General features: G+C 68.2%; 22 protein-coding genes. 14 read left to right on the top strand and 8 right to left on the bottom strand.

Going from position 1 to position 20727, the window contains the following annotated elements:
- Window positions 1-17: 17 nt before the first annotated feature.
- Together U4Z31_RS23040 and U4Z31_RS23035 are read right to left on the bottom strand one after the other, a co-directional pair.
- A complete protein-coding gene (locus U4Z31_RS23040; RefSeq protein ID WP_034180813.1) occupies window positions 18-1262 on the bottom strand; it encodes a sarcosine oxidase subunit beta family protein in 1245 nt (414 codons plus the stop codon).
- A 15-nt stretch (window positions 1263-1277) separates the two neighbouring features.
- Window positions 1278-2663: an L-serine ammonia-lyase gene (locus U4Z31_RS23035; RefSeq protein ID WP_044844415.1), complete on the bottom strand. Its 1386-nt coding sequence runs from the start codon at window positions 2661-2663 to the stop codon at window positions 1278-1280.
- 241 nt (window positions 2664-2904) lie between these two features.
- Between U4Z31_RS23035 and U4Z31_RS23030 the strand changes: the two genes are divergently transcribed.
- The 8 genes from U4Z31_RS23030 (at window position 2905) to denD (ending at window position 11198) form a co-directional block, all read left to right on the top strand.
- Window positions 2905-3978 carry a GlxA family transcriptional regulator gene (locus U4Z31_RS23030; protein WP_124521420.1) on the top strand — a complete coding sequence of 358 codons (1074 nt, stop codon included), beginning with the start codon at window positions 2905-2907 and terminating at the stop codon, window positions 3976-3978.
- Window positions 3979-4280: 302 nt separating this feature from the next.
- A complete protein-coding gene (locus tag U4Z31_RS23025; protein ID WP_124604614.1) occupies window positions 4281-4985 on the top strand; it encodes a FadR/GntR family transcriptional regulator in 705 nt (234 codons plus the stop codon).
- Window positions 4986-5061: 76 nt separating this feature from the next.
- Window positions 5062-5952: an L-threonate dehydrogenase gene (ltnD, locus tag U4Z31_RS23020; RefSeq protein ID WP_124521418.1), complete on the top strand. Its 891-nt coding sequence runs from the start codon at window positions 5062-5064 to the stop codon at window positions 5950-5952.
- Window positions 5953-5971: 19 nt separating this feature from the next.
- A complete protein-coding gene (gene otnK, locus U4Z31_RS23015; RefSeq protein ID WP_321811441.1) occupies window positions 5972-7258 on the top strand; it encodes a 3-oxo-tetronate kinase in 1287 nt (428 codons plus the stop codon).
- Entirely contained in the window at window positions 7258-7896 is a 639-nt protein-coding gene (locus U4Z31_RS23010) for an aldolase (protein WP_321811476.1), read from the top strand. The genes otnK and U4Z31_RS23010 overlap by 1 nt, the downstream gene beginning before the upstream one ends.
- 140 nt (window positions 7897-8036) lie before the next feature.
- On the top strand, window positions 8037-9362 hold the full coding sequence (locus tag U4Z31_RS23005) for an MFS transporter (RefSeq protein ID WP_044844420.1): 1326 nt from the start codon (window positions 8037-8039) through the stop codon (window positions 9360-9362).
- 59 nt (window positions 9363-9421) lie between these two features.
- A complete protein-coding gene (gene otnI / locus U4Z31_RS23000; RefSeq protein ID WP_044844421.1) occupies window positions 9422-10198 on the top strand; it encodes a 2-oxo-tetronate isomerase in 777 nt (258 codons plus the stop codon).
- 28 nt (window positions 10199-10226) lie between these two features.
- A complete protein-coding gene (gene denD, locus U4Z31_RS22995) occupies window positions 10227-11198 on the top strand; it encodes a D-erythronate dehydrogenase (RefSeq protein ID WP_321811440.1) in 972 nt (323 codons plus the stop codon).
- A gap of 79 nt (window positions 11199-11277) precedes the next feature.
- On the opposite strand, the gene U4Z31_RS22990 is transcribed toward denD, so the two are convergent.
- Window positions 11278-12366: a lysylphosphatidylglycerol synthase domain-containing protein gene (locus U4Z31_RS22990; protein WP_321811439.1), complete on the bottom strand. Its 1089-nt coding sequence runs from the start codon at window positions 12364-12366 to the stop codon at window positions 11278-11280.
- Entirely contained in the window at window positions 12363-13532 is a 1170-nt protein-coding gene (gene hpnI / locus U4Z31_RS22985) for a bacteriohopanetetrol glucosamine biosynthesis glycosyltransferase HpnI (RefSeq protein WP_124521408.1), read from the bottom strand. The genes U4Z31_RS22990 and hpnI overlap by 4 nt, the downstream gene beginning before the upstream one ends.
- Window positions 13533-13783: 251 nt before the next feature.
- Between hpnI and U4Z31_RS22980 the strand changes: the two genes are divergently transcribed.
- Both U4Z31_RS22980 and U4Z31_RS22975 read left to right on the top strand, forming a co-directional pair.
- A complete protein-coding gene (locus tag U4Z31_RS22980; protein ID WP_321811438.1) occupies window positions 13784-14098 on the top strand; it encodes a hypothetical protein in 315 nt (104 codons plus the stop codon).
- 70 nt (window positions 14099-14168) lie between these two features.
- Window positions 14169-14696 carry a cytochrome b gene (locus U4Z31_RS22975; protein ID WP_044844427.1) on the top strand — a complete coding sequence of 176 codons (528 nt, stop codon included), beginning with the start codon at window positions 14169-14171 and terminating at the stop codon, window positions 14694-14696.
- Between the two features lie 265 nt (window positions 14697-14961).
- Here the strand turns inward: U4Z31_RS22975 and U4Z31_RS22970 are convergent, their stop codons facing one another.
- Window positions 14962-15240 (bottom strand): DUF4148 domain-containing protein, encoded by a 279-nt coding sequence (locus U4Z31_RS22970; protein ID WP_257774678.1) that lies wholly within the window; start codon window positions 15238-15240, stop codon window positions 14962-14964.
- Between the two features lie 71 nt (window positions 15241-15311).
- Window positions 15312-15656, bottom strand: a complete 345-nt coding sequence (locus U4Z31_RS22965; RefSeq protein WP_044844429.1) for a DUF4148 domain-containing protein — start codon at window positions 15654-15656, stop codon at window positions 15312-15314.
- A 204-nt stretch (window positions 15657-15860) separates the two neighbouring features.
- On the opposite strand from U4Z31_RS22965, the gene U4Z31_RS22960 reads away from it, so the two are divergent.
- Window positions 15861-16550, top strand: coding sequence for an aspartyl/asparaginyl beta-hydroxylase domain-containing protein (locus U4Z31_RS22960; RefSeq protein WP_044844430.1), 690 nt, complete (start codon window positions 15861-15863; stop codon window positions 16548-16550).
- Between the two features lie 28 nt (window positions 16551-16578).
- Here the strand turns inward: U4Z31_RS22960 and U4Z31_RS22955 are convergent, their stop codons facing one another.
- On the bottom strand, window positions 16579-17520 hold the full coding sequence (locus tag U4Z31_RS22955; RefSeq protein ID WP_321811437.1) for a LysR substrate-binding domain-containing protein: 942 nt from the start codon (window positions 17518-17520) through the stop codon (window positions 16579-16581).
- Between the two features lie 78 nt (window positions 17521-17598).
- On the opposite strand from U4Z31_RS22955, the gene U4Z31_RS22950 reads away from it, so the two are divergent.
- From U4Z31_RS22950 to U4Z31_RS22940, 3 genes are all read left to right on the top strand, one after another.
- Window positions 17599-17997 (top strand): nuclear transport factor 2 family protein, encoded by a 399-nt coding sequence (locus U4Z31_RS22950; RefSeq protein ID WP_321811436.1) that lies wholly within the window; start codon window positions 17599-17601, stop codon window positions 17995-17997.
- A 144-nt stretch (window positions 17998-18141) separates the two neighbouring features.
- Entirely contained in the window at window positions 18142-18411 is a 270-nt protein-coding gene (locus U4Z31_RS22945; RefSeq protein ID WP_044844433.1) for a MoaD/ThiS family protein, read from the top strand.
- A 56-nt stretch (window positions 18412-18467) separates the two neighbouring features.
- Window positions 18468-19616 (top strand): exo-alpha-sialidase, encoded by a 1149-nt coding sequence (locus U4Z31_RS22940; protein WP_321811435.1) that lies wholly within the window; start codon window positions 18468-18470, stop codon window positions 19614-19616.
- Window positions 19617-19666: 50 nt separating this feature from the next.
- Here U4Z31_RS22940 and U4Z31_RS22935 read toward each other — a convergent pair whose 3' ends face one another.
- The gene (locus tag U4Z31_RS22935; RefSeq protein WP_321811434.1) at window positions 19667-20590 is read right to left on the bottom strand and encodes a LysR substrate-binding domain-containing protein; all 924 of its coding nucleotides are present in this window, start codon (window positions 20588-20590) and stop codon (window positions 19667-19669) included.
- Window positions 20591-20727 lie beyond the last annotated feature (137 nt).

Here is a 20727-nt window from a genome sequence, read left to right as displayed (position 1 = left end):
TCCAATGGTCGTCGGGTTTAGTGCGCAACGGCGGCAGCGCCGTGTTCGTCGATCAGGTGGCCCGTGTAGAAGCGGTCGAGCGCGAACGGGGCGTTCAGCGGATGCGGTTCGTCGCGGGCGATCGTGTGCGCGAACACCCAGCCCGAGCCCGGCGTCGCCTTGAAGCCGCCGGTACCCCAGCCGCAGTTGAAATAGAGGCCCTTCACGTCGGTCTTGGTGATGATCGGGCAGGCGTCCGGCGACACGTCGACGATGCCGCCCCACTGGCGGTTCATCCGCACGCGCGAGAACACCGGGAACATCTCGATGATCGCCTGCAGCGTGCTTTCGATGATGTGGAAGCTGCCGCGCTGGCCGAAACCCGTGTACTGGTCGATACCCGCGCCGATCACGAGGTCGCCCTTGTCGGACTGGCTGATGTACGCGTGCACCGCGTTCGACATGATCACCGAGTTCACCACCGGCTTGATCGGCTCGGACACGAGTGCCTGCAGCGGGTGGCTTTCGATTGGCAGGCGCACGCCGGCCATGTCGGCGAGCGTCGTCGTGTTGCCGGCTGCGACCACCGCGACCTTCTTCGCCTTGATGAAACCCTTCACCGTGTCGACGCCGACCACCGCTCCGCCTTCGCGGCGAATGCCCGTCACCTGGCAGTTCTGGATGATGTCGACGCCGGCGCGGTCGGCGCCGCGCGCGAAGCCCCAGGCCACCGCGTCGTGACGCGCGACGCCCGCACGGCGCTGGATCGATGCGCCGAGCACCGGATAGCGGCTGTTCAGGTTGATGGTCGGCTCGATTTCCTTGATCTGCGCGGGCGTCAGGAATTCGGCGTCGACGCCGTTCAGGCGGTTCGCGTTCACGCGACGCTCGGTGTCACGCACGTCCTGCAGCGTGTGCGCGAGGTTCATCACGCCCCGCTGGCTGAACATCACGTTGTAGTTGAGGTCCTGCGACAGCCCTTCCCACAGCTTCATCGCCTTCTCGTACAGCGCGGCCGATTCGTCCCACAGGTAGTTCGAGCGCACGATCGTCGTGTTGCGCGCGGTGTTGCCGCCGCCGATCCAGCCCTTCTCGAGGATCGCGACGTTCGTGATGCCGTGCTCCTTCGCGAGGTAGTACGCGGTCGCGAGGCCGTGGCCGCCGCCGCCGACGATCACGACGTCGTATTCCTTCTTCGGTTCCGGGCTCTTCCACTGCTTTTCCCAGTTCTCGTGATACGAGAGGCCGTTGCGGAACAGGCTGAATATCGAGTAGCGGCTCATGTTAGTGATCCTTCGTTAGCATTCGATGACGTTCACGGCAAGACCGCCGCGCGACGTTTCCTTGTATTTCGTCTTCATGTCGGCCCCCGTCTCGCGCATCGTCTTGATCACCGAATCAAGCGAGACGTAGTGCTGGCCGTTACCCTTGAGCGCCATGCGCGACGCGTTCAGCGCCTTGATCGCGCCCATCGCGTTGCGTTCGATGCACGGAATCTGCACGAGCCCGCCGACCGGATCGCAGGTCATGCCGAGGTTGTGCTCCATGCCGATCTCGGCCGCGTTCTCGACCTGGTCGGGCGTGCCGCCCATCACCGCGGCCAGCGCGGCGGCGGCCATCGAGCACGCGACACCCACTTCGCCCTGGCAGCCGACTTCCGCGCCGGAGATCGACGCCGTTTCCTTGTAGATGATCCCGATCGCCGCGGCCGTCAGCAGGAATTCGACGATGCCGGCTTCGTTCGAGCCCGGCACGAACTTCACGTAGTAGTGCAGCACCGCGGGAATCACGCCGGCCGCGCCGTTGGTCGGCGCGGTGACGACCCGGCCGCCCGCCGCGTTCTCCTCGTTGACGGCCATCGCGTACAGGTTGACCCAGTCGAGCATCGACAGCGGATCGCGCAGCGACTCCTCCGAACGCGCGCGCAGGCGCCCGTTCAGTTCGGCCGCGCGGCGCTTCACGCGCATCGGGCCCGGCAGCTCGCCCTCGACCTTGCAGCCGCGCTCGACGCATGCGGCCATCGTGCGCCAGATCGCGAGCAGCCCGGCGCGCACTTCGTCCTCGGGGCGCAGCGCGCATTCGTTGCGCAGCATCAGTTCGGCGATCGACAGCCCGTGTTCGCGGCACTGGCGCATCAGGTCGTCGCCGGTGCGGAACGGATACGGCACCTCGACCGCCGCGCGCACGCCGTTCACGCGATCGCCGTCGCGGTTCACGACGAAGCCGCCGCCGACCGAGTAATACTCTTTCTCGACGAGCAGCTGGCCGTGCTCGTCGAACGCCTGGAAGCGCATCCCGTTCGGATGCACGATGCTCGTGCCGCTCATCAGCTTGCGGTAGAAGCCGATGTTCTCCTTCTCGTCGAAGCGGATCGTCTGCTTGCCGAGCAGCGCCAGCGACTTCTCCGCGCGGATCGCCGCGAGCCGCGGCTCGATCAGGTCCGGATCGATCGTGTCCGGCAGGTGGCCCTCGAGGCCGAGCAGCACCGCCTTGTCGGTGCCGTGGCCCTTGCCCGTTGCACCGAGCGAGCCGTATAGTTCGACCCGCACGCGGCGCACGAAGCCGAGCAGGTTCGCGTCCTCGATGTGCGACGCGAAGCGGCACGCGGCGATCATCGGGCCGACCGTATGCGAACTGGACGGGCCGATGCCGATCTTGAACAGGTCGAACGCGCTGACGTTCATCTGGCTTCCTCTGGGTGGGCGTACGTGAAATGTCGTTGGCATCAGTACATCAAAGCGTAAAATTGGCCGATAGAACAAAAACGGCATCGGCGTGGGATACCGGCGCCAAGCCCCGCGCAGGACGGCCGGAAAGTGCGTTTTGACGATGATCGGCGACGCAAAACCACAAGTCGGCCGGCGCGCCCGCAAGCAGAGTGCAACAAGTGAGACCCGCCTTCCCGGCGTGACGAGATTGACCGCGATGACACCCGACGTACCCGCTTTCCCCCTCGCCGAACCTGCGCCGCGGCGCATCCGCTTCGGCATCGTGCTGCTGCCGAACTTCACGCTCACGGCCTTCTCGGGTTTCGTCGACATGCTGCGGCTGTCGGCCGACGACGGCGACTACAGCAAGCCGGTGCGCTGCGCGTGGAGCGTGATCGGCGAGACGCTGGCGCCGGTGCGCGCGAGCTGCGGGATCCAGATCACGCCGTGGGAAACCTTCGAGAGCGCCGAGCCGTTCGACTACGTGGTCGTGGTCGGCGGGCTGCTGCATTCGGGGCCGCAAGCCGGCCCCGAAACGCTCGAGTTCGTGCGCCGCGCGGCGGCGGACGGCGCGACGGTCGTCGGCATCTGCACGGGCGTGTTCACGCTGATGCGCGCGAACGTGCTCGACGGCTACCGCACCTGCGTGAGCTGGTTCCACTACTGGGATTTCATCGAGCGCTTCCCGAACGCCGATCCGGACCTCCTGATCGCCGATCGCCTGTTCGTGATCGACCGGCGCAGGATCACCTGCTCGGGCGGCCGCGCGTCGATCGACGTCGCCGCCGCGATCCTGCTGCGCCATTTCGACCATGCGACCGTGCAGAAGGCGCTGCGCATCCTGCTGGTCGGCGAGATGCAGAAAGGCAACGCGCCGCAGCCGCATCCGCCGGGCCTCGAGCCGGCCACGCATCCGAAGGTCAAGCGCGCGATTCTCCTGATGGAACAGCATGTCGGGCGCGCGCTGCCGCTCGAGGAGCTCGCGTGCAAGCTGGACATGTCGACCCGCCAGCTCGAGCGGCTGTTCAAGGCCGAGACGGGCAAAAGCCCGCAGGCGTTCGCGAAGCAGGTGCGGCTGCGCACGGCCGCTTGGCTGCTGACCAGTTCCGACCGCACCGTCGCCGATATCGCGTCGAGCTGCGGGTTCGCCGACGCGTCGCACCTCGGCCGCGAGTTCCGCAAGCAGTTCGGCGTGCCGCCGGCGACGTATCGCGAGCGCGGCGGGGAAGTCGCGGAAGGCGGTATGTCGGCGGCGACCGATCCGGACCCCGTGGAAGACGTCGCCGACTGATTGACGATCACGCGCGCCGCCGGCGCGCGGCTTCGCTCTTCGCTCTTCGCTCTTCGCTCTTCGTTCTTCGCTCTTCGTTCTTCACCCTTCGCCTCGGCCCCGCCGTTCGCCCTTCACCTCCGCCCTCCCTTCGCCCGCCAACCGCACATCGAACCCGGCACGATCGCCACATTTTCCCGCCATTTGGAACCGGTTCCAATCAATTTGACCGACGTTGCAACCCATTGATCGAGGGTTATTCCGGATGCTGACGCACCTTCAAATTTGTATGATGACCACATCACCTTACAAACCAGAGCGCCATGTTCGAGAAAATTCCCGCCCGTGCGATGAGCGACCACGTCGCGCAGCAACTGCTGAAGCAGATCGAAGCCGGCAGTTTCTCGGCCACCGGCAAGCTGCCGACGGAAGCCGTGCTCGCGCAGGAATTCGGCGTGAGCCGCACCGTGATCCGCGAGGCGATCTCGCGCCTGAAGAACGAAGGCGTGGTCGAGCCGCGCCAGGGCAGCGGCGTGTACGTGAACCAGCACGGCGCGATCCGGCCGCTGCGGATCGACTACGCGGAAGCCGTCGAGGCGAGCTCGCTGCCGCACCTGCTCGCGGTGCGCCGCGCGATCGAGGCTGAAGTCGCAGCCGAAGCCGCGCTGCATCACACCGCCGACGACATGGCCGACATCGACGACGCGCTGCGCAAGATCGACGACGCGGTGGCCGAAGGGCGCGACGGCGTCGCGGAAGACGTCGCGTTCCACCGCACGATCGCGGCCGTCACCGGCAACCCGTATTTCCTGAAGACGCTGCAGTTCCTGAACCAGTACCTCGAGGCCGGCGTGAAGGTCACGCGGCGCAACGAAGCGACGCGCGAGGATTTCTCGCGGCAGGTGCGCGAGGAGCACGCGGCGATCGCCGACGCGATCCGCGCACGCGACCCGATGGCAGCGCGCAACGCGGCGCGCACGCACATGTACAACGCCGCGCGCCGCCTCGCGGAAGCCGGCATCTGTTGATGAACGAATGCGGCGGCCCGGGCCGAACCGGCGCCGTCGTTGTCCCGAACCTTTTCCGAATCGATCAAGGTTGACCATGTCACGAAATGTTGGAGTCATCGGCCTCGGCGCGATGGGCCTCGGCGTCGCCCGCTCGCTGCTGCGCGCGGGGTTCCGCGTGCACGCCTGCGACGTGCGCGACACCGTGCTGCAGGCATTCGCGGCCGAAGGCGGCGTGGCCTGCGCGAACCCGGCCGAACTCGGCGCGCAGTGCGACGTCGTCGTCACGCTCGTCGTCAATGCCGCGCAGACCGAAACGGTGCTGTTCGGCGAGCACGGCGCGGTCGCGGCAATGAAGCCGGGCGGCGTCGTGATCGCGAGCGCGACCGTCGCGCCCGACTTCGCGGTTGCGCTCGGCGCGCGCATCGAGGCCGCAGGCTTGCAGATGCTCGATGCGCCGGTGTCCGGCGGCGCCGCACGCGCGGCCTCCGGCGAGATGACGATGATGACGTCGGGCCCCGCCGCTGCGTATGCAGCCTGCGACGACGTGCTCGCCGCGATCGCCGGCAAGGTCTATCGCCTCGGCGACGCGCACGGCATCGGCTCGAAGGTGAAGATCATCAACCAGCTGCTGGCCGGCGTGCATATCGCGGCGGCCGCCGAGGCGATGGCGCTGGGCCTGCGCGAAGGCGTCGATGCCGACGCGCTGTACGACGTGATCACGCACAGCGCCGGCAACTCGTGGATGTTCGAGAACCGCGTGCCGCACATCCTGAACGGCGACTACACGCCGCTGTCGGCCGTCGACATCTTCGTGAAGGATCTCGGCCTCGTGCTCGATACCGCGCGCCGCAGCAAGTTCCCGCTGCCGCTGTCGGCCACCGCGCACCAGATGTTCATGAGCGCATCGAGCGCCGGCCACGGCGGCGAGGACGATTCCGCCGTGATCAAGACTTTCCCCGGCATCACGCTGCCGCCCGCCCGCTGATTCGAACGACGTTCCCGCCATGACCGCTTCCGCTTCCCGCCCCCTGCTCGGCTGCATCGCCGACGATTTCACCGGCGCGACCGATCTCGCGAACATGCTCGTCAAGAGCGGCATGCGTACCGTGCAGACGATCGGCGTGCCCGCCGTCGGCACCGCAGTCGATGCCGACGCGATCGTCGTCGCGCTGAAGTCGCGCACGATTCCCGCCGCCGACGCCGTCGCGCAATCGCTTGCCGCCTACGAATGGTTGCGCGCGCAAGGGTGCCGCCAGTTCTTCTTCAAGTATTGCTCGACGTTCGATTCGACCGACGCGGGCAACATCGGGCCAGTGGCCGACGCGCTGCTCGATGCGGCCGGCGGCGACTTCACGATTGCGTGCCCGGCATTCCCGGAGAACGGCCGCACGATCTATCGCGGCCACCTGTTCGTCGGCGACGTGCTGCTGAACGAATCGGGGATGGAGAACCACCCGCTCACGCCGATGAAGGACGCGAATCTCGTGCGCGTGCTGCAGCGGCAGACGAAGTCGCAAGTCGGCCTGATCCGCTACGACACGATCGCGCTGGGTGCGGCCGCCGTGCGCGAGCGGATCGAGCAGCTGCGCGCGGAAGGCGCGCGCTTCGCGATCGCAGACGCGCTGTCGGATCACGACCTCTACGTGCTCGGCGAAGCGTGCGCGGGCCTGCCGCTCGTCACCGGCGGCTCGGGCGTCGCGCTCGGCCTGCCCGCGAATTTCCGCCGCGTGGACCAACTGCCCGAGCGCGACAACGCAGCCTCGCTGCCGCACATCGACGGATTGTCGGCGGTGCTCGCCGGCAGCGCGTCGAAGGCGACCAACGCACAGGTCGCCGCGTGGCGCGAAAGCCGGCCGAGCTTCCGGATCGATCCGCTCGCGGCCTCGCGCGGCGAACCCGTCGTCGACGCGGCCCTCGCGTTCGCACGCTCGCACCTGCCGCAGCCCGTGCTGATCTACGCGACCGCGACGCCCGACGAAGTGAAGGCCGTCCAGCAGGCGCTCGGCGTCGAAGCGGCCGGCCATCTCGTCGAAAGCACGCTCGCGGCGATCGCCCGCGGCCTGCGCGACCTCGGCGTGCGCAAGTTCGTCGTGGCCGGCGGCGAGACGTCCGGCGCGGTCGTGCAGGCGCTCGACGTGAAATCGCTGCAGATCGGCGCGCAGATCGATCCGGGCGTGCCGGCGACGGCCACCGTCGACGCGCAGCCGCTCGGCCTCGCGCTGAAGTCCGGCAACTTCGGCACGGTGGACTTTTTCGACAAGGCGCTGCGCGCACTCGACGGAGCCGCATGATGAGTCGAGAAGCGACACTGCGCGAGGAGATCTGCGTCGTCGGCGCGAGCCTGTATGCGCGCGGCCACGCGGTCGGCAGCGCGGGCAACATCAGCGCGCGCCTGGACGACGGCTGGTTGATCACGCCGACCGACGCGTGCCTCGGCCGCCTCGACCCGAACGACATCGCGAAGGTCGGCCTCGACGGCCAGCCGGTATCGGGCGGCAGGCCGTCGAAGACGCTTGCGCTGCATCGCGGGATCTACGCGCGCAACGCGCAAGCGCACGGCATCGTCCATACGCATTCGACGCACCTCGTCTCGCTGACGCTCGCGGGCGTGTGGCGCGACACCGACGTGCTGCCGCCGCTCACGCCGTACTACGTGATGAAGGTCGGCCACATTCCGCTGATCCGCTATCGCCGCCCCGGCGACCCGGCCGTCGCGGCCGAAGTCGCGGCGCTCGCCGACCAGGTGCGCGGCGTGCTGCTCGACCGCCTCGGCCCGGTGATGTGGGGTCCGTCGGTGTCGCACGCATCGTATGCGCTCGAGGAACTCGAGGAAACCGCGCGGCTGTGGCTGATGACGGACCCGAAGCCCGAGCCGCTGTCCGACGCCGCGCTCGACGAACTGCGCCAGGCCTTCGGCGCGCGCTGGTAACGCAACGCATCGCGTATTCGAATCACGCAGGATTCCGTAACGATTCCCATGCCCGCCGTGTGCGCGGGCCCTTCAGTAAGCACACACACACGATCCGGCGGCCTACGCGCTGCCGGCACACGACATCTCTGGAGACGACGATGACTGCTCTCGACGCGGCCGCAAGCCGCTCGCCCGCCGCGCCCGCCCAATCGGCCGAGCTCGACCGCACCTACAGGAAAGTGTTCTGGCGCATCGTGCCGTTCCTGATGCTCTGCTACGTGGTCGCGTATCTCGACCGCGTGAACGTCGGCTTCGCGAAGCTGCAGATGTCGCAGGACCTCGCGTTCAGCGAAACCGTGTTCGGCCTCGGCGCCGGCATCTTCTTCCTCGGCTACTTCCTGTTCGAGCTGCCGAGCAATCTGCTGATGCACCGCATCGGCGCGCGCATCTGGATCGCGCGGATCATGATCACGTGGGGCCTGCTGTCCGCGGTGTTCGCGTTCGTGAAGACGCCGACGCAGTTCTACGTGCTGCGCTTCCTGCTCGGTCTCGCGGAAGCCGGCTTCTATCCGGGCGTGATCCTCTACCTCACGTACTGGTTCCCGTCGCATCGGCGCGCGAAGATCATCGCGGTGTTCATGTCCGCGATTCCGGTGTCGGGCATCTTCGGCAACCCGCTGTCCGGCTGGATCATGGAGCGCTTCCACGGCGGCTCGGGCTTTCACGGCTGGCAATGGATGTTCGTGATCGAAGCCGTGCCGGCGCTGCTCGTCGGTATCGCGACGATCCTGTATCTCGACAACGGCATCCGCAGCGCGAAGTGGCTCGACGCGCGCGAGAAGCAGCTGCTCGAGGACGAAATCGCCGCGCAGCCGCAGGAACAGCAGCAGCACGGCCATTCGCTGAAGGCCGTGTTCGCCGACCCGCGCATGTGGTGGATGTCGCTGATCTACTTCGCGTTCGTCACCGGCCAGTACGGCCTCACGTTCTGGATGCCGACGCTCGTGAAATCGACCGGCATCACCGATACGCTCCAGATCGGCCTGCTGTCGGCGATCCCGTTCGTCGTCGCGATCGTCGTGATGAACCTGTTCGGCCACAGCGCGGACAAGCGCCGCGAACGCCGCTGGCACCTGATCGTGCCGGCGCTGATGGGCGCGGTCGGGTTTGCGGTCGCCGCGTCGTACTCGCACAATACGGCGGTGTCGATCGTGTTCCTGTCGCTCGCGGCGGGCGGCGTACTGACCTGCGCACCGCTGTTCTGGTCGCTGCCGACCGCGTTCCTCGCCGGCTCCGCCGCGGCCGCCGGGATCGCGATCATCAACTCGGTCGGCAACCTCGCCGGGTTCGCGAGCCCGTACGTGATCGGCTACCTGAAGGACGTCACGCACAGCACGTCGTCCGGCATGTACGTGCTGGCCGGCATGCTCGTGATCGGCGCGATCGCCGTGTGGCTCACGCCCGCGAAACTCGTGAACCGCTGACCCTTCATTCGACGCGGGGCGCCGGGCGCCCCGCCCCATTCATTCACCGGACCGCTGCCATGCCCCGCTTCGCCGCCAACCTCTCGATGATGTACACCGAGCACGCGTTCCTCGAACGCTTCGCCGCTGCCTCGCACGACGGCTTCAAGGCCGTCGAGTACCTGTTCCCGTACGACTTCGCCGCCGAGGACATCCGCGCGCGCCTCGACGCGCACGACCTCGAGCAGGCGCTGTTCAACGCGCCGCCCGGCGACTGGGCCGCCGGCGAACGCGGGATCGCATCGCTGCCGGGCCGCGAGGACGAGTTCCGGCGCGGCATCGACCAGGCGCTCGACTATGCGCGCGTGCTCGGCAACAAGAAGCTGCACGTGATGGCCGGGATGGTCGCGCCGGGCGCAGACCGCGCGCGCCATCGCGACACCTACGTGGCGAACCTGCGGCATGCGGCGCAGGCGGCCTCCGCGCACGGCATCACGATCCTGATCGAGCCGATCAACCAGCGCGACATGCCCGGCTATTTCCTGAGCCGCCAGGACGATGCGCACGACATCCGCGCGGAAGTCGGCGCGCCGAACCTGAAGGTGCAGTTCGACTGCTATCACTGCCAGATCGTCGAGGGCGACCTCGCGATGAAGCTCAAGCGCGATTTCGCGGGCATCGGCCACATCCAGATCGCCGGCGTGCCCGAGCGTCACGAGCCGGACATCGGCGAACTCAATTACCCGTATCTGTTCGCGCTGATCGACGCGCTCGGCTACGACGGCTGGATCGGCTGCGAGTATCGCCCGAAGGCCGGCACGTCCGAGGGCCTCGGCTGGCTCAGGCCGTACCTGTAATTTCCGCATTCCTCAGAGGGCAAAGAACATGAAAGTACTGATCACCGGCGGCGCCGGCTTTCTCGGCCAGCGTCTCGCGCGCAAGCTGCTCGAACGCGGCGAGCTGACCGGCCCCGACGGCCGGAGCAGCAGGATCGACGAGCTGGTGCTTCTCGACGTCGTCGAGGGCAGCGATTTCGGCGACGCGCGCGTGACGTCGATCGTCGGCGACATCGCCGATCGCGCGGTGCTCGAAAGCGCGATCGACACGCAGACAGGCGCGATCTTCCACCTCGCGGCGATCGTCAGCGGGCAGGCCGAAGCCGATTTCGATCTCGGCATGCGGATCAACCTCGACGCATCGCGCACGCTGCTCGAAGTGTGCCGCGCGCGCGGCCATCGTCCGCGCGTCGTGTTCACGAGCTCGGTGGCCGTCTACGGCGGCGTGCTGCCCGACGTCGTGCAGGACGATACCGCGCTGAATCCGCAATCGTCGTACGGCGCGGAAAAGGCGATCGCCGAACTGCTGCTGTGCGACTACGCGCGCCGCGGCTTCGTCGACGGCCGCGTGCTGCGGCTGCCGACCATCAGCGTGCGGCCGGGCCGCCCGAACGCGGCTGCGTCGTCGTTCGCGAGCGGCATCATCCGCGAGCCGCTGAACGGCGAGGAAAGCGTGTGCCCGGTGCCGGGGTCGACGCGGCTGTGGCTGCTGTCGCCGCGCGGCGCGATCGACGCGCTCGTCGCCGGTTGCGAGCTCGACAGCGAGAAGCTCGGCAACAAGCGCGTGATCAACCTGCCCGGTCTGTCGGTGTCGGTCGACGAGATGATCGCGGCGCTGCGCGAAGTCGCGGGCGACGCGGTCGTGAAGCTGATCCGCCATGCACCGGACGAACGCGTCGAGAAGATCGTCGGCAGCTGGCCGGGCCGCTGGGACACGACGCGCGCGGAAGCGCTCGGGCTGAAGGGCGACACGTCGTTCGCGGACGTCATCCGCAGCCATCTCGCCGACGAACGGCGTTGACGGCCGCGCCGCTCGGCAGGCGAGCAGCCGCCCCGGCGTCGCTGCCGCCTGCCCGGCAGGCCGGCAACGTCGGGCTGCATCAGCGCGGCCCGGCGGACTCCCCGACGTGCATCGATGCGCGCTTCGCGCCGGATGGCGAGCGCGCCGCGCCGGCCGCATGCTGCCACGCGAGCAATCCGGGCAGATAGAACAGCAGATCGCGCACTCGTCGCGCGCCGGCGAGCGCCAGACAGGTCGGCGCGTCGAGCCCGAGCAGCCCGCCGATCAGCACGAACCCGCCCTCCTGCACGCCCAGCCCGCCCGGCATCAGGAACGCGATGCTGCTCAGCAGCTGGATCAGCGCTTCGATCGCGAGCGCCTGCGCGAACGTCGGATCGGCGCCGAGAAAACGCAGCGCGAGCCAGATTTCCAGCGCATAGCCGGCGAACTGCAGCGTCTGCCAGATCACCAGATAGCGGACGACGATACCCGTCTTGCGCCAGATCACAAGGATCGACTGATCGGTGCGTGCCGATTCGCCGACCAGCGCCACCACCTTGCCGCTCGTGACGCGGTTGACCACGCGCATCGCGCGCTCGAACGGCCGCGCGTGCTGAACCAGTGCGAACAGCAGCAGCACCGGCACCAGCGCCGCCATGCCGATGGCGAGGCGCGCGGCCACCTGCGCGGCACCGGACGATACGTGTTCGAGCACGTAGCCGATCGCGACCAGCGCGAACACGAGCTGGCTGATCAGCGTCAGCTGCATGTCGGCGACGAGGCTGGCCACGGCGGTCGCCGGGCGTACGCCCGCCTGCCGCAGCAGGCCGAACGACACGATCTCGCCGCCGATTCGCGCGACCGGCAACAATCCGTTGATCGATTCGCGGATCCACACGAGCTTGAGCATCGTCGCGAACGACGGCCGGCGCGGGCCGCGGATCAGCATCCGCCAGTCCCACGCATTCGCGAGCATCGGCAGGATGTGGGCCAGCGCGGCGACCAGCAACCCGGCGCCGGCGATCCTCAGCCGGTGCAGGATCTCCAGCGGATGCTCGCGCCAGACCAGCCACACCGCGAGCACCAGCCCGGCCAGCGCCGCCGCGCGCCCCGCTTGCCGCAGGCGCGCGTCGCGACGCGCGGACCGCCGGTCCGCGCCTTCGAGGTCGGCATGCGTGTCGTGCGTCATGATTTCCCCGCCGGCGACAGCAAGCCCTCGCGGTCGACGCGAAAGCGCGTGCCGCGCCAGACGACGTGCGACGAGAAGAAGCTCGACACGAACACCACGAACTGCAGGAAATCGACGAACGGCAACCAGAGCGCGCCGCGCAGACCCGCGCCGGTGGCGCGGCTCGTCTTCAACATCAGCAACGCCCGCGCGACGAGCGCCGCGAACGCCAGCCCCCAGGCGGCGAGCGTGCCGCCGGAAAACAGCACGGCCAGCATCGCCAGCGGCAACGGGTGCATCAACACCGACCCGGCATGACCGAGCCGGTCCGCCGCGCGGATCGTGCAGCTCCAGCGCAATTCGTGCGCGTACAGCGTGGCGAACGTCTCTTCGACACAGGCGTGCCCGACGACCAACGGCGGGACGACGACCTGCGCGCCGACCTGCCGCACCGCTTCGCCGAGCGCGTGATCCTCGGCCAGGTGATGCGCGAAACGCGCGAGCCCGCCGATGCGTTCGAGCGTCGCGCGCGTGATCGCAATCGTCTGGCCAAAGCACGGACGGGCGCGCCCGATGAAAAGCCCGGTGATGACGCCTGGCAGGAAATGGTAGTTCGTCATCGCGACGGCGACACCGGGCCAGAAGCCCGGCGACGCGATGCCGCGATACACGCTCGTCACGATGCCGACTTCCGGCTGCTGCAGCGCGCCGACGACGGCACGCAGATAATCGCGCTCGACCAGCACGTCGCTGTCGGCAAGACACAGCACTGAATGTTCCGCGTGTTCGAGCATGTTGACGAGATTCGCGATCTTGCGGTTCGGCCCGTACAGTCGCGCGTCGGCGACGACCTTGATGTTCGCGTCCGGATGGCGCCTGCGCAACGTTTCGACGGCCGCAAGCGCCGCGTCGCCCGCATCGTGCACGCCGAACAGATGCTGCACCGGCCCCGGATAATCCTGCACGAAGAAGCTTTCGAGATGCTGTACGAGATTCCATTCGTCGCCGTGCAGCGGCTTCGCGACGGTCACGCCCGGATAATCGCACGGCACCGCCCGCGCGCGAGAAAAGAACCGGCCGACCAGCACGCTGGCCGTGACCGTGTAGGCAATGCCGAGCAACACGCCCAGTCCGCAGGCGATCGACATTGCGCCGGCCAGCGCGTGCAGCAGATGCAACAGGATCATGCTTCTCCCCAGTGGTGGCCCAATGACCGCGACGCGCCGGCCGGCACGCGCGAACACGCGCTCGCCCGGACACGCCGCCGTGTCGATTCCCGTTGAGCCGGATATCAAGGACGACCAACCGACGGTACGCGCAATCAGATGACACGACTACCGTGCGGCGATCGATTCCGGTCACGCGCACACAGCCGCGAACGTCCGCGGCCCTGAATGCCGCGTGGGCCACCTTACGGGCCGACAGGATCGCGGTCGCGATGATGGTCCGGATGCGGAATGTCATCGCCGTGGAAGACGCTTCGGGTACGCTCGGCGCAAACAGCGCAACCGGCACGACACATCCCCTGGTGGCGCTCGCAACCGACGATCCGGCGCACCACCAGCCCGGTAGCGGGCCCGGGCTGTCGATCGTCGGGCGCATCGCGCGATGGTTCGGCGGCCGCGTGCGGTTCGGGCACGGCATCGGCGGATACGGCCCCGGCGTCGCGATCGTGTTGCCGTCGGCCGACGCCGCCCGGGTCGAGAGCGCACATGCGTCACGGGGCGAATCCGATGCGCAGCCGCACGCTTAACGTTTTGTTAAGGATTCGGCCGTAGAATCCTCCGGAAGATACGGTCCCCACCCGCTTGCCAGGAGCTTTCATGTCTACCTCCGCCCGATACGATGCGGTCGCACGCCTTCTCCACTGGCTGATCGTGGCGCTCGTCGTCGCGCAGTATGCGATCGGCTGGACGATGCCCGACGTGCATCGCGATACGCAACCGGTCGGCCTGATCGCCGCGCACCTGATCGTGGGCACCGCGCTGCTCGCCGCGATGGCTTGCCGCGTACTCTGGCGCGTGACGCATCGTCCGCCCGCCGACCAGCTGTCGCCCGCGATGCGCGCCGTGTCCGGCGCGACGCACTTCGGGCTCTACGCGCTGCTGATCGTGGTGCCGTTGCTTGGCTGGATCAATGCGTCATCGCGCGCCTGGGCCGTGACGCTGCTCGGCATCGTGCCGCTGCCTGCGCTATCGGCGGCCGGGTCGGGATTCGGGCATGCGATGGGCGACGTGCACGGCATCCTCGCGTGGGTGCTGTTCGGCGGCATCTGCCTTCACGTCGCGGCCGCGGTCGCACATCGTTTCATCCTGCGCGACCAGGTCATGCAGCGGATGATGCCCTGGTAATCTCGCCGCCGGCATCGTTGCGGTCATCGCGGACAGCAGTCCGCCGATGACGGATCGCATCTCGCCCGCATCGCTGCTCATCCCGCGATCCACCTGCGCGCCCAACGGAATCGGGCAACGAGACGATCGCGGCGCCGCGCGAAGCGGCGCGCGATCGACGGCCTGGCCGTCCGTGCCGTTCGACCGGGCCGCGTGCCGCGAACGGCATGCGTATCGCCATACCGCGAACACGACGGCCTGAAGACACACACGTACATGTCGGCTCCTAGTTGCCGGCCTGCGCCGGCATGACGGAGGCCGGCGCAGGCGCGGCGGCCGAAGCCGCCATCCTCGCGCGATCCTGCTCGGCGAGCTTCGCCTGCGCGGCCTGAATGTCCGCCGGATATTCGCCGTCATCCCCCTTCGACGGATCGTACCCGGCCGCTTCCAGACGAATCAGCTCCTCGCGAACCTGGGCACGCGTGAGCGGCGCATTCGATTGCGCGAATGCGGACTGACCGGAGATTGCGCCGATCATCATCAGTAGTGCGATATAAGTTTTCATCATCAACTCCTTCAATGTTGCGTGCCGATCAACCTTCGTGAATGTCGAACCCGCCGCGGCGGTCCGCTGCGTCAGCTTCCGAAATACGGCGTGCAAAAGCTCTCGGGGCCGACGCATGCGGCCGGGCGCGGACGGGTCGGTTGCGCCGCCGGCCTGCCCGCATCGGACGTCCCCGCCGGATCGCCGCCGACCGCGGTTTCGGCCTGATGCCGAGGCAGTTGCCCGGCCTGCTGCTGGAACAGCGGACTTACGTCCGGATACGACGTATCGGTCACGAAGCGCAGCCCGTTGGTTTCGGCGTCGATCAGTTGCTGCCTGACCTGCGCGCGCGTCAGTGCCTGTGCCGACGCAGGCGTCGCGACACTCGCGACGGACATCGCCGCCACCGTGGCGGCCACCAGCCAATGCGTATTCATGCTCCACTCCTTCGGAAGTCAACGAAACGAGGTGCTACACCCGTATGACGACGCGGGGCGTACGTTTATTCCCGGAATGCCGGAGCGCTCGCACCGGACCTTCACCGATCTGTCATTCTTTCGTCAGCCGGCGTAACCTGACGTAACGCAGGCCCCACCGCGCGTGGGGCAGACTGACGACACCTTGTGGATCGCCCCTCGATCATGTCCGTCGCTTACGACTATGCAGCCGGCCTGCTTCGCACGCTGTACGACCGCCATCTCGACGGCGGCGCCGTGCTCGATACGGCCGCGTTTCCCGACGCCGAGCGATTCGTTCGTGCGTGGCCGGCCATTCGCGCGGAAGCGCTGGCCGTCGCGCGCGACCTGCCGCGCATCCCGCGCTTCCACGAGATCATGCGCGAGCAGCACGACATCTCGGCCAACGATGCGCGCGACTGGCGGATGTTCATCATGCAGGCTTACGGCCAGCCGTTCCCGCGCAACCTGTCGCGCTGCCCGACCGTCGAATCGATCGTCGCGGCGTCGCCGGACGTGCTGTCCGCGTCGCTGTCGTTCCTCGCGCCCGGCAAGCACATCCCGCCGCATCGCGGGCCGTTCCGCGGCATCCTGCGCGGTTATCTGGTGCTGTCGATGCCGAAGCGCGCGGATGGCACGCCGGCCGCCGTGCTGAAGGTCGACGGCCGCGACTACCGGCTCGACGAAGGCTGCTTCCTGCTGTGGGACGACACCTTCGTGCACGAAGTGTGGAACGACAGCGACGAAGTGCGGATCGTGCTGCTGCTCGATATCCGCCGGCGCGGCATGCCGCGCTTGCTGATGTGGCTGTCGAATGCGGTGATCGGCGTCGTGCGGCTCGGGATCAGGGTGCGGGGGCGGTCGATTCCGGTCTAGCAACCCGCCCGGCGCACGCGCGTTGCGGTCAATCCTCGCGCGCAAGCCGCGTCAGCACCTCCGTGAGCGCTTGAATCGCGGGTTGAGCGGCGCGCTGCACCGGGTACACGAGGTAATAGCCCAGACCGTTGCGCACCACCTCCGGAAACGGCGCGACCAGCGCGCCGGCCTCCAGCCGATCCGCCGCCATGCGCGGATCGCCGATCGCGACGCCGTGCCCGTCCGACGCGGCCGTCAATGTCAGCTCGAGCGTATCGAACACGAGCCCGGTGCCCGGGTCGACCTGCGTTGCGCCGACGCCGGCCAGCCAGCATCGCCATTCGTCGCGATTGCTGGCGGGATGCAGCAGTGTCGCCCGCGCGAGATCGGCGATCGACTTCAACGCCGCGCCCGTCTCGCGCGTACACATCGGCGTGAGGCATTCGTCGAACAGCGGCACGGCCACCATGCCCGCCCAGCTTCCGCTGCCGCGCACGACGATCGCATCGAAACCGGCGTCGGTGAAATCCGGCGTGTCGTCCGCCGACGTGTGAATGCGCAACTCCGTGCGCGGCAACGCATGATTGAGCGCCGACAGCCGCGGCAGCAGCCAGCGTATCGCGAACGTGGAGGGCAAGCGCAATGTGAGGGTCGACGCGGCATGCGCATGCGCGCGCGCGTGTTGCGCCAGTTGCGAGAGTACGTCGACGGCCACCGTCAGCAGCGCGCCGCCTTCCGCGGTCAACGTCAATCCCGACGCATGACGGACGAACAACGCACACCGGTAATGCGCTTCCAGTTGCTGCACCTGACGGCTCACCGCACCCTGGGTCCGGCACAGATGCTCGGCCGCGCGGTTGAAGCTGCCGAGTTCGGCGGCGGCGACGAACGCCTGGAATGCCGTCAGCGGCGGCAGCGCACGGGTGAGATCCGCGAGCGGATATGCGCGGCCCGCATACCCGGGTTGCGGATTATTCGTTTGTTCGGTCATCGCTGCATCGCTATCGTGGTTGAACCGGTTCGCGACGGCTGTCGTGGCTGGCTCGTCAACAATCAGCGGAGAAATACCATGGTCTCGTCGTCCGACGCACTATACACGCGGCAGGTCGATACCTACCTCAAAGCGCTCGAGAGCGGCGACGTCGCCGCGATCTGCGCACTGTTCACGCCGGATGCGCAGATATTTTCGCCGTTCCTCGGCTGGATGGCGCCACAACCCTTCTTCGAAAAAGTCGCGGCGGCCTCCGGACCAAGCCGGATCACGCCGATCGACATCTGCGTCAGCGCCACGGGCGCACGTCGGGCCACCGGCTATTTCGTCTACGACTGGGGACTGAAGGACGGCACCGCGGTGCGGTTCGAATGCGTCGACGTATTCGAATTCGACGACGACGCGCGCATCGAGCGCATGATCATCGTCTACGACACCTATCCGATCCGCAGTACGGTCGGCGACAAGTACGCATAGCGCATCGACGGGATCGGGCGCCCCGGCCGTTGCGCGGCGCAGCAACGTCGCCGCGGCGCCGGCCGTACGGCAAGGTCGCTGCCGGCCCGATCGATCGCCTACACTACAGACCGTCCCCCCGCACGGCTCCTGCCAGCCACCGCCATGGCACACCTCTTCTTCGCGGCGTCGATCCAGCGCCATATCGACACGCCCGAGCGCGACATCGACGCACGGACGCTCGGCGAAGCGCTCGAAACCGTCTTCGGCGAACAGCCGCGGCTGCGCGGCTATATCGTCGACGACCAGGGCGCGCTGCGAAAGCACCTGTCGGTGTTCATCGACGGCCAGCCGGTACGCGACCGGCAACATCTGTCCGATCCGCTCGGCAACGGCAGCCGCGTGTACGTCGTGCAGGCACTGTCCGGCGGATAAAGGGACGCATCGCCATCCAAACGAGCGCGCGGCCGCGCCCACAGGAGACATCCGACATGAACGATCGACTGCTCGTCGCGACCCGCAAGGGCCTGTTCGTGCTGCACGCCGACGGCAACGGCGGCTGGGCGCTCGGCGAGCCGCACTTCGTCGGCGAACCGGTCAGCATGGCGCTGGCCGACCCGCGCGACGGCACGCTGTATGCGGCGCTCAATCTCGGCCATTTCGGGGTCAAGCTGCACCGCAGGCGTGCCGGTGCCACCGCATGGGAAGAATGTGCGGTCCCCGTCTATCCGCCGCAGCCCGCCGACGAACCGCGCGCCGACGTCAGCGCCCATGCCGGCACCGGCGACGCGCACGACGAAGCGCCCACCCCGCCCCGCCCGCCGTGGACGCTTCAGCAGATCTGGTCACTCGAAACCGGCGGCGCGGACGAACCGGGCGCATTGTGGGCCGGCACGATACCGGGCGGCCTCTTCCGCTCCGACGACGGCGGCGATTCGTGGGCGCTCAACCGCCCGCTGTGGGATCGCCCGGAGCGCCCCGAGTGGTTCGGCGGCGGCTACGATGCGCCGGGCATCCACTCGGTGATGGTCGATCCGCGCGACAGCCGGCACGTGACGATCGGCATCTCGTGCGGCGGCGTCTGGCAGACCTTCGACGGCGGCGCGACCTGGCGCGTGAGCGCCGACGGCATGGAGGCCGACTACATGCCGCCCGAGCGGCGCGGCGAACCCAACGTGCAGGACCCGCATCGCGTCGTCCAGTGCGCGGCCAACCCCGATGTGCTGTGGACCCAGCATCACTGCGCGATCTTCCGCTCGACCGACGGTGCCGCGCACTGGCAGCGGATCGAAGCGCAGCCGTCGAGCTTCGGCTTCGCGGTCGCCGTGCATCCGGCCGATCCCGACACTGCGTGGTTCGTCCCCGCCGTGAAGGATGCGTGCCGGATTCCGGTGAACGGCCGCTTCGTCGTCACGCGCACGCGCGACGGCGGCCGCAGCTTCGAGAGCCTGTCGAACGGGTTGCCGCCTGCGCCGGCCTACGATCTCGTCTATCGGCACGGGCTCGCGGTGGACGACACCGGCACGCGTCTCGCGATGGCGTCGACGACGGGCGGGTTATGGACCTCCGCGGACGGCGGCGAAAACTGGCGGCAGGTCTCCGCGCATTTGCCACCGGTGTATTGCGTGCGCTTCGGATAACGAACGACGCGCACGCAGCGCGCGCCGACGGCAAGCGCCCGCCCGTTGCTTTACGTCGGCGGCGCGATCCGCGCGACCGTGTCGCGCGTCTGCACGATTTCCGCTTCGAGCCAGTCGAGAAACCGCCGGACCCGCGGCTCGCGCTCTCGCCCGGGCCGGCACAGCGCGACGAAACGCGCGCCGGCGAGCCGCACCGATGCATCGATCGGCGTCAGCGCGTCGCGTTCGACGTGCTCGGCGGCCAGCACAGAACTGAGCAGCCCGACACCCTGGCCATGCAGCACGGCCTGCAGCGCGTAATGCTCGTCGTCGTAATGGCGGAACACCGCGCGCTCGAGCCACGCTTCGCGGCCGGCCGCACGGCACCACGACGCCCAGTCGACCGACACGGGAAGCGGCGTATCCCAGGTGGTCTCGATCAGCTCGATACGCTCGTTCGCGCGCCCGACGTCGAGGCCGCGCGCCGCATACGCGCCGAAATACTCGTCGATCAGCGCGATCTCGTGCAGCGCTGGAAACGTGCGCGACGTCGCGCGGATCGCGAGATCGACCCGCGCGTCGCGTTCGAGATCGACGAGCGCGTTGCCGGTTTCCACCTTGATGTGCAACTGCGGGTCGACGCGCCGGAACCGGCCGAGCCGCGGAATCAGCCACATCGCGGCGAACGCGGGCGTGGTGGTCAGCACCAGCGTGCGCGCATCGGCCGTCGCGGGCCACAGCGCATCGAGCCCGCGGCTCATGCCGAGCAGCGCGTCGTGACACGCACGAAACAGTTGCTCGCCCTCTTCCGTCAACCGCACGCCGCTCGCGCCGCGCTCGAACAGCAGCACGCCGAGCCGGCTTTCGAGCGACTTGATCTGATGCGACACGGCCGCCGGCGTCACGGACAGTTCGTCGGCGGCCGCCTTGAACGTGCCGAGCCGCGCGCACGACTCGAATACACGCAATGCGGTCAGGGGAATTTTCGAGAACACGACGCCTCGCGGGCCGGATCCGGCCGGGTTGAATTCGATTCAATCCGCGTGAGATTAGGTGAATTGATGCACGCGCGCAACGCGGGTAGCCTTCCGGGACGTCGCGGCACGGCGGCCGCTGCACGCAGCAGCAGCCA

It is taken from the genome of Burkholderia sp. BCC1985, assembly GCF_905339915.1.
Taxonomy (GTDB): domain Bacteria; phylum Pseudomonadota; class Gammaproteobacteria; order Burkholderiales; family Burkholderiaceae; genus Burkholderia.
The sequence above is the reverse complement of the archived record's forward strand: the minus strand, read 5'-3'. Positions and strand labels throughout refer to the sequence as shown.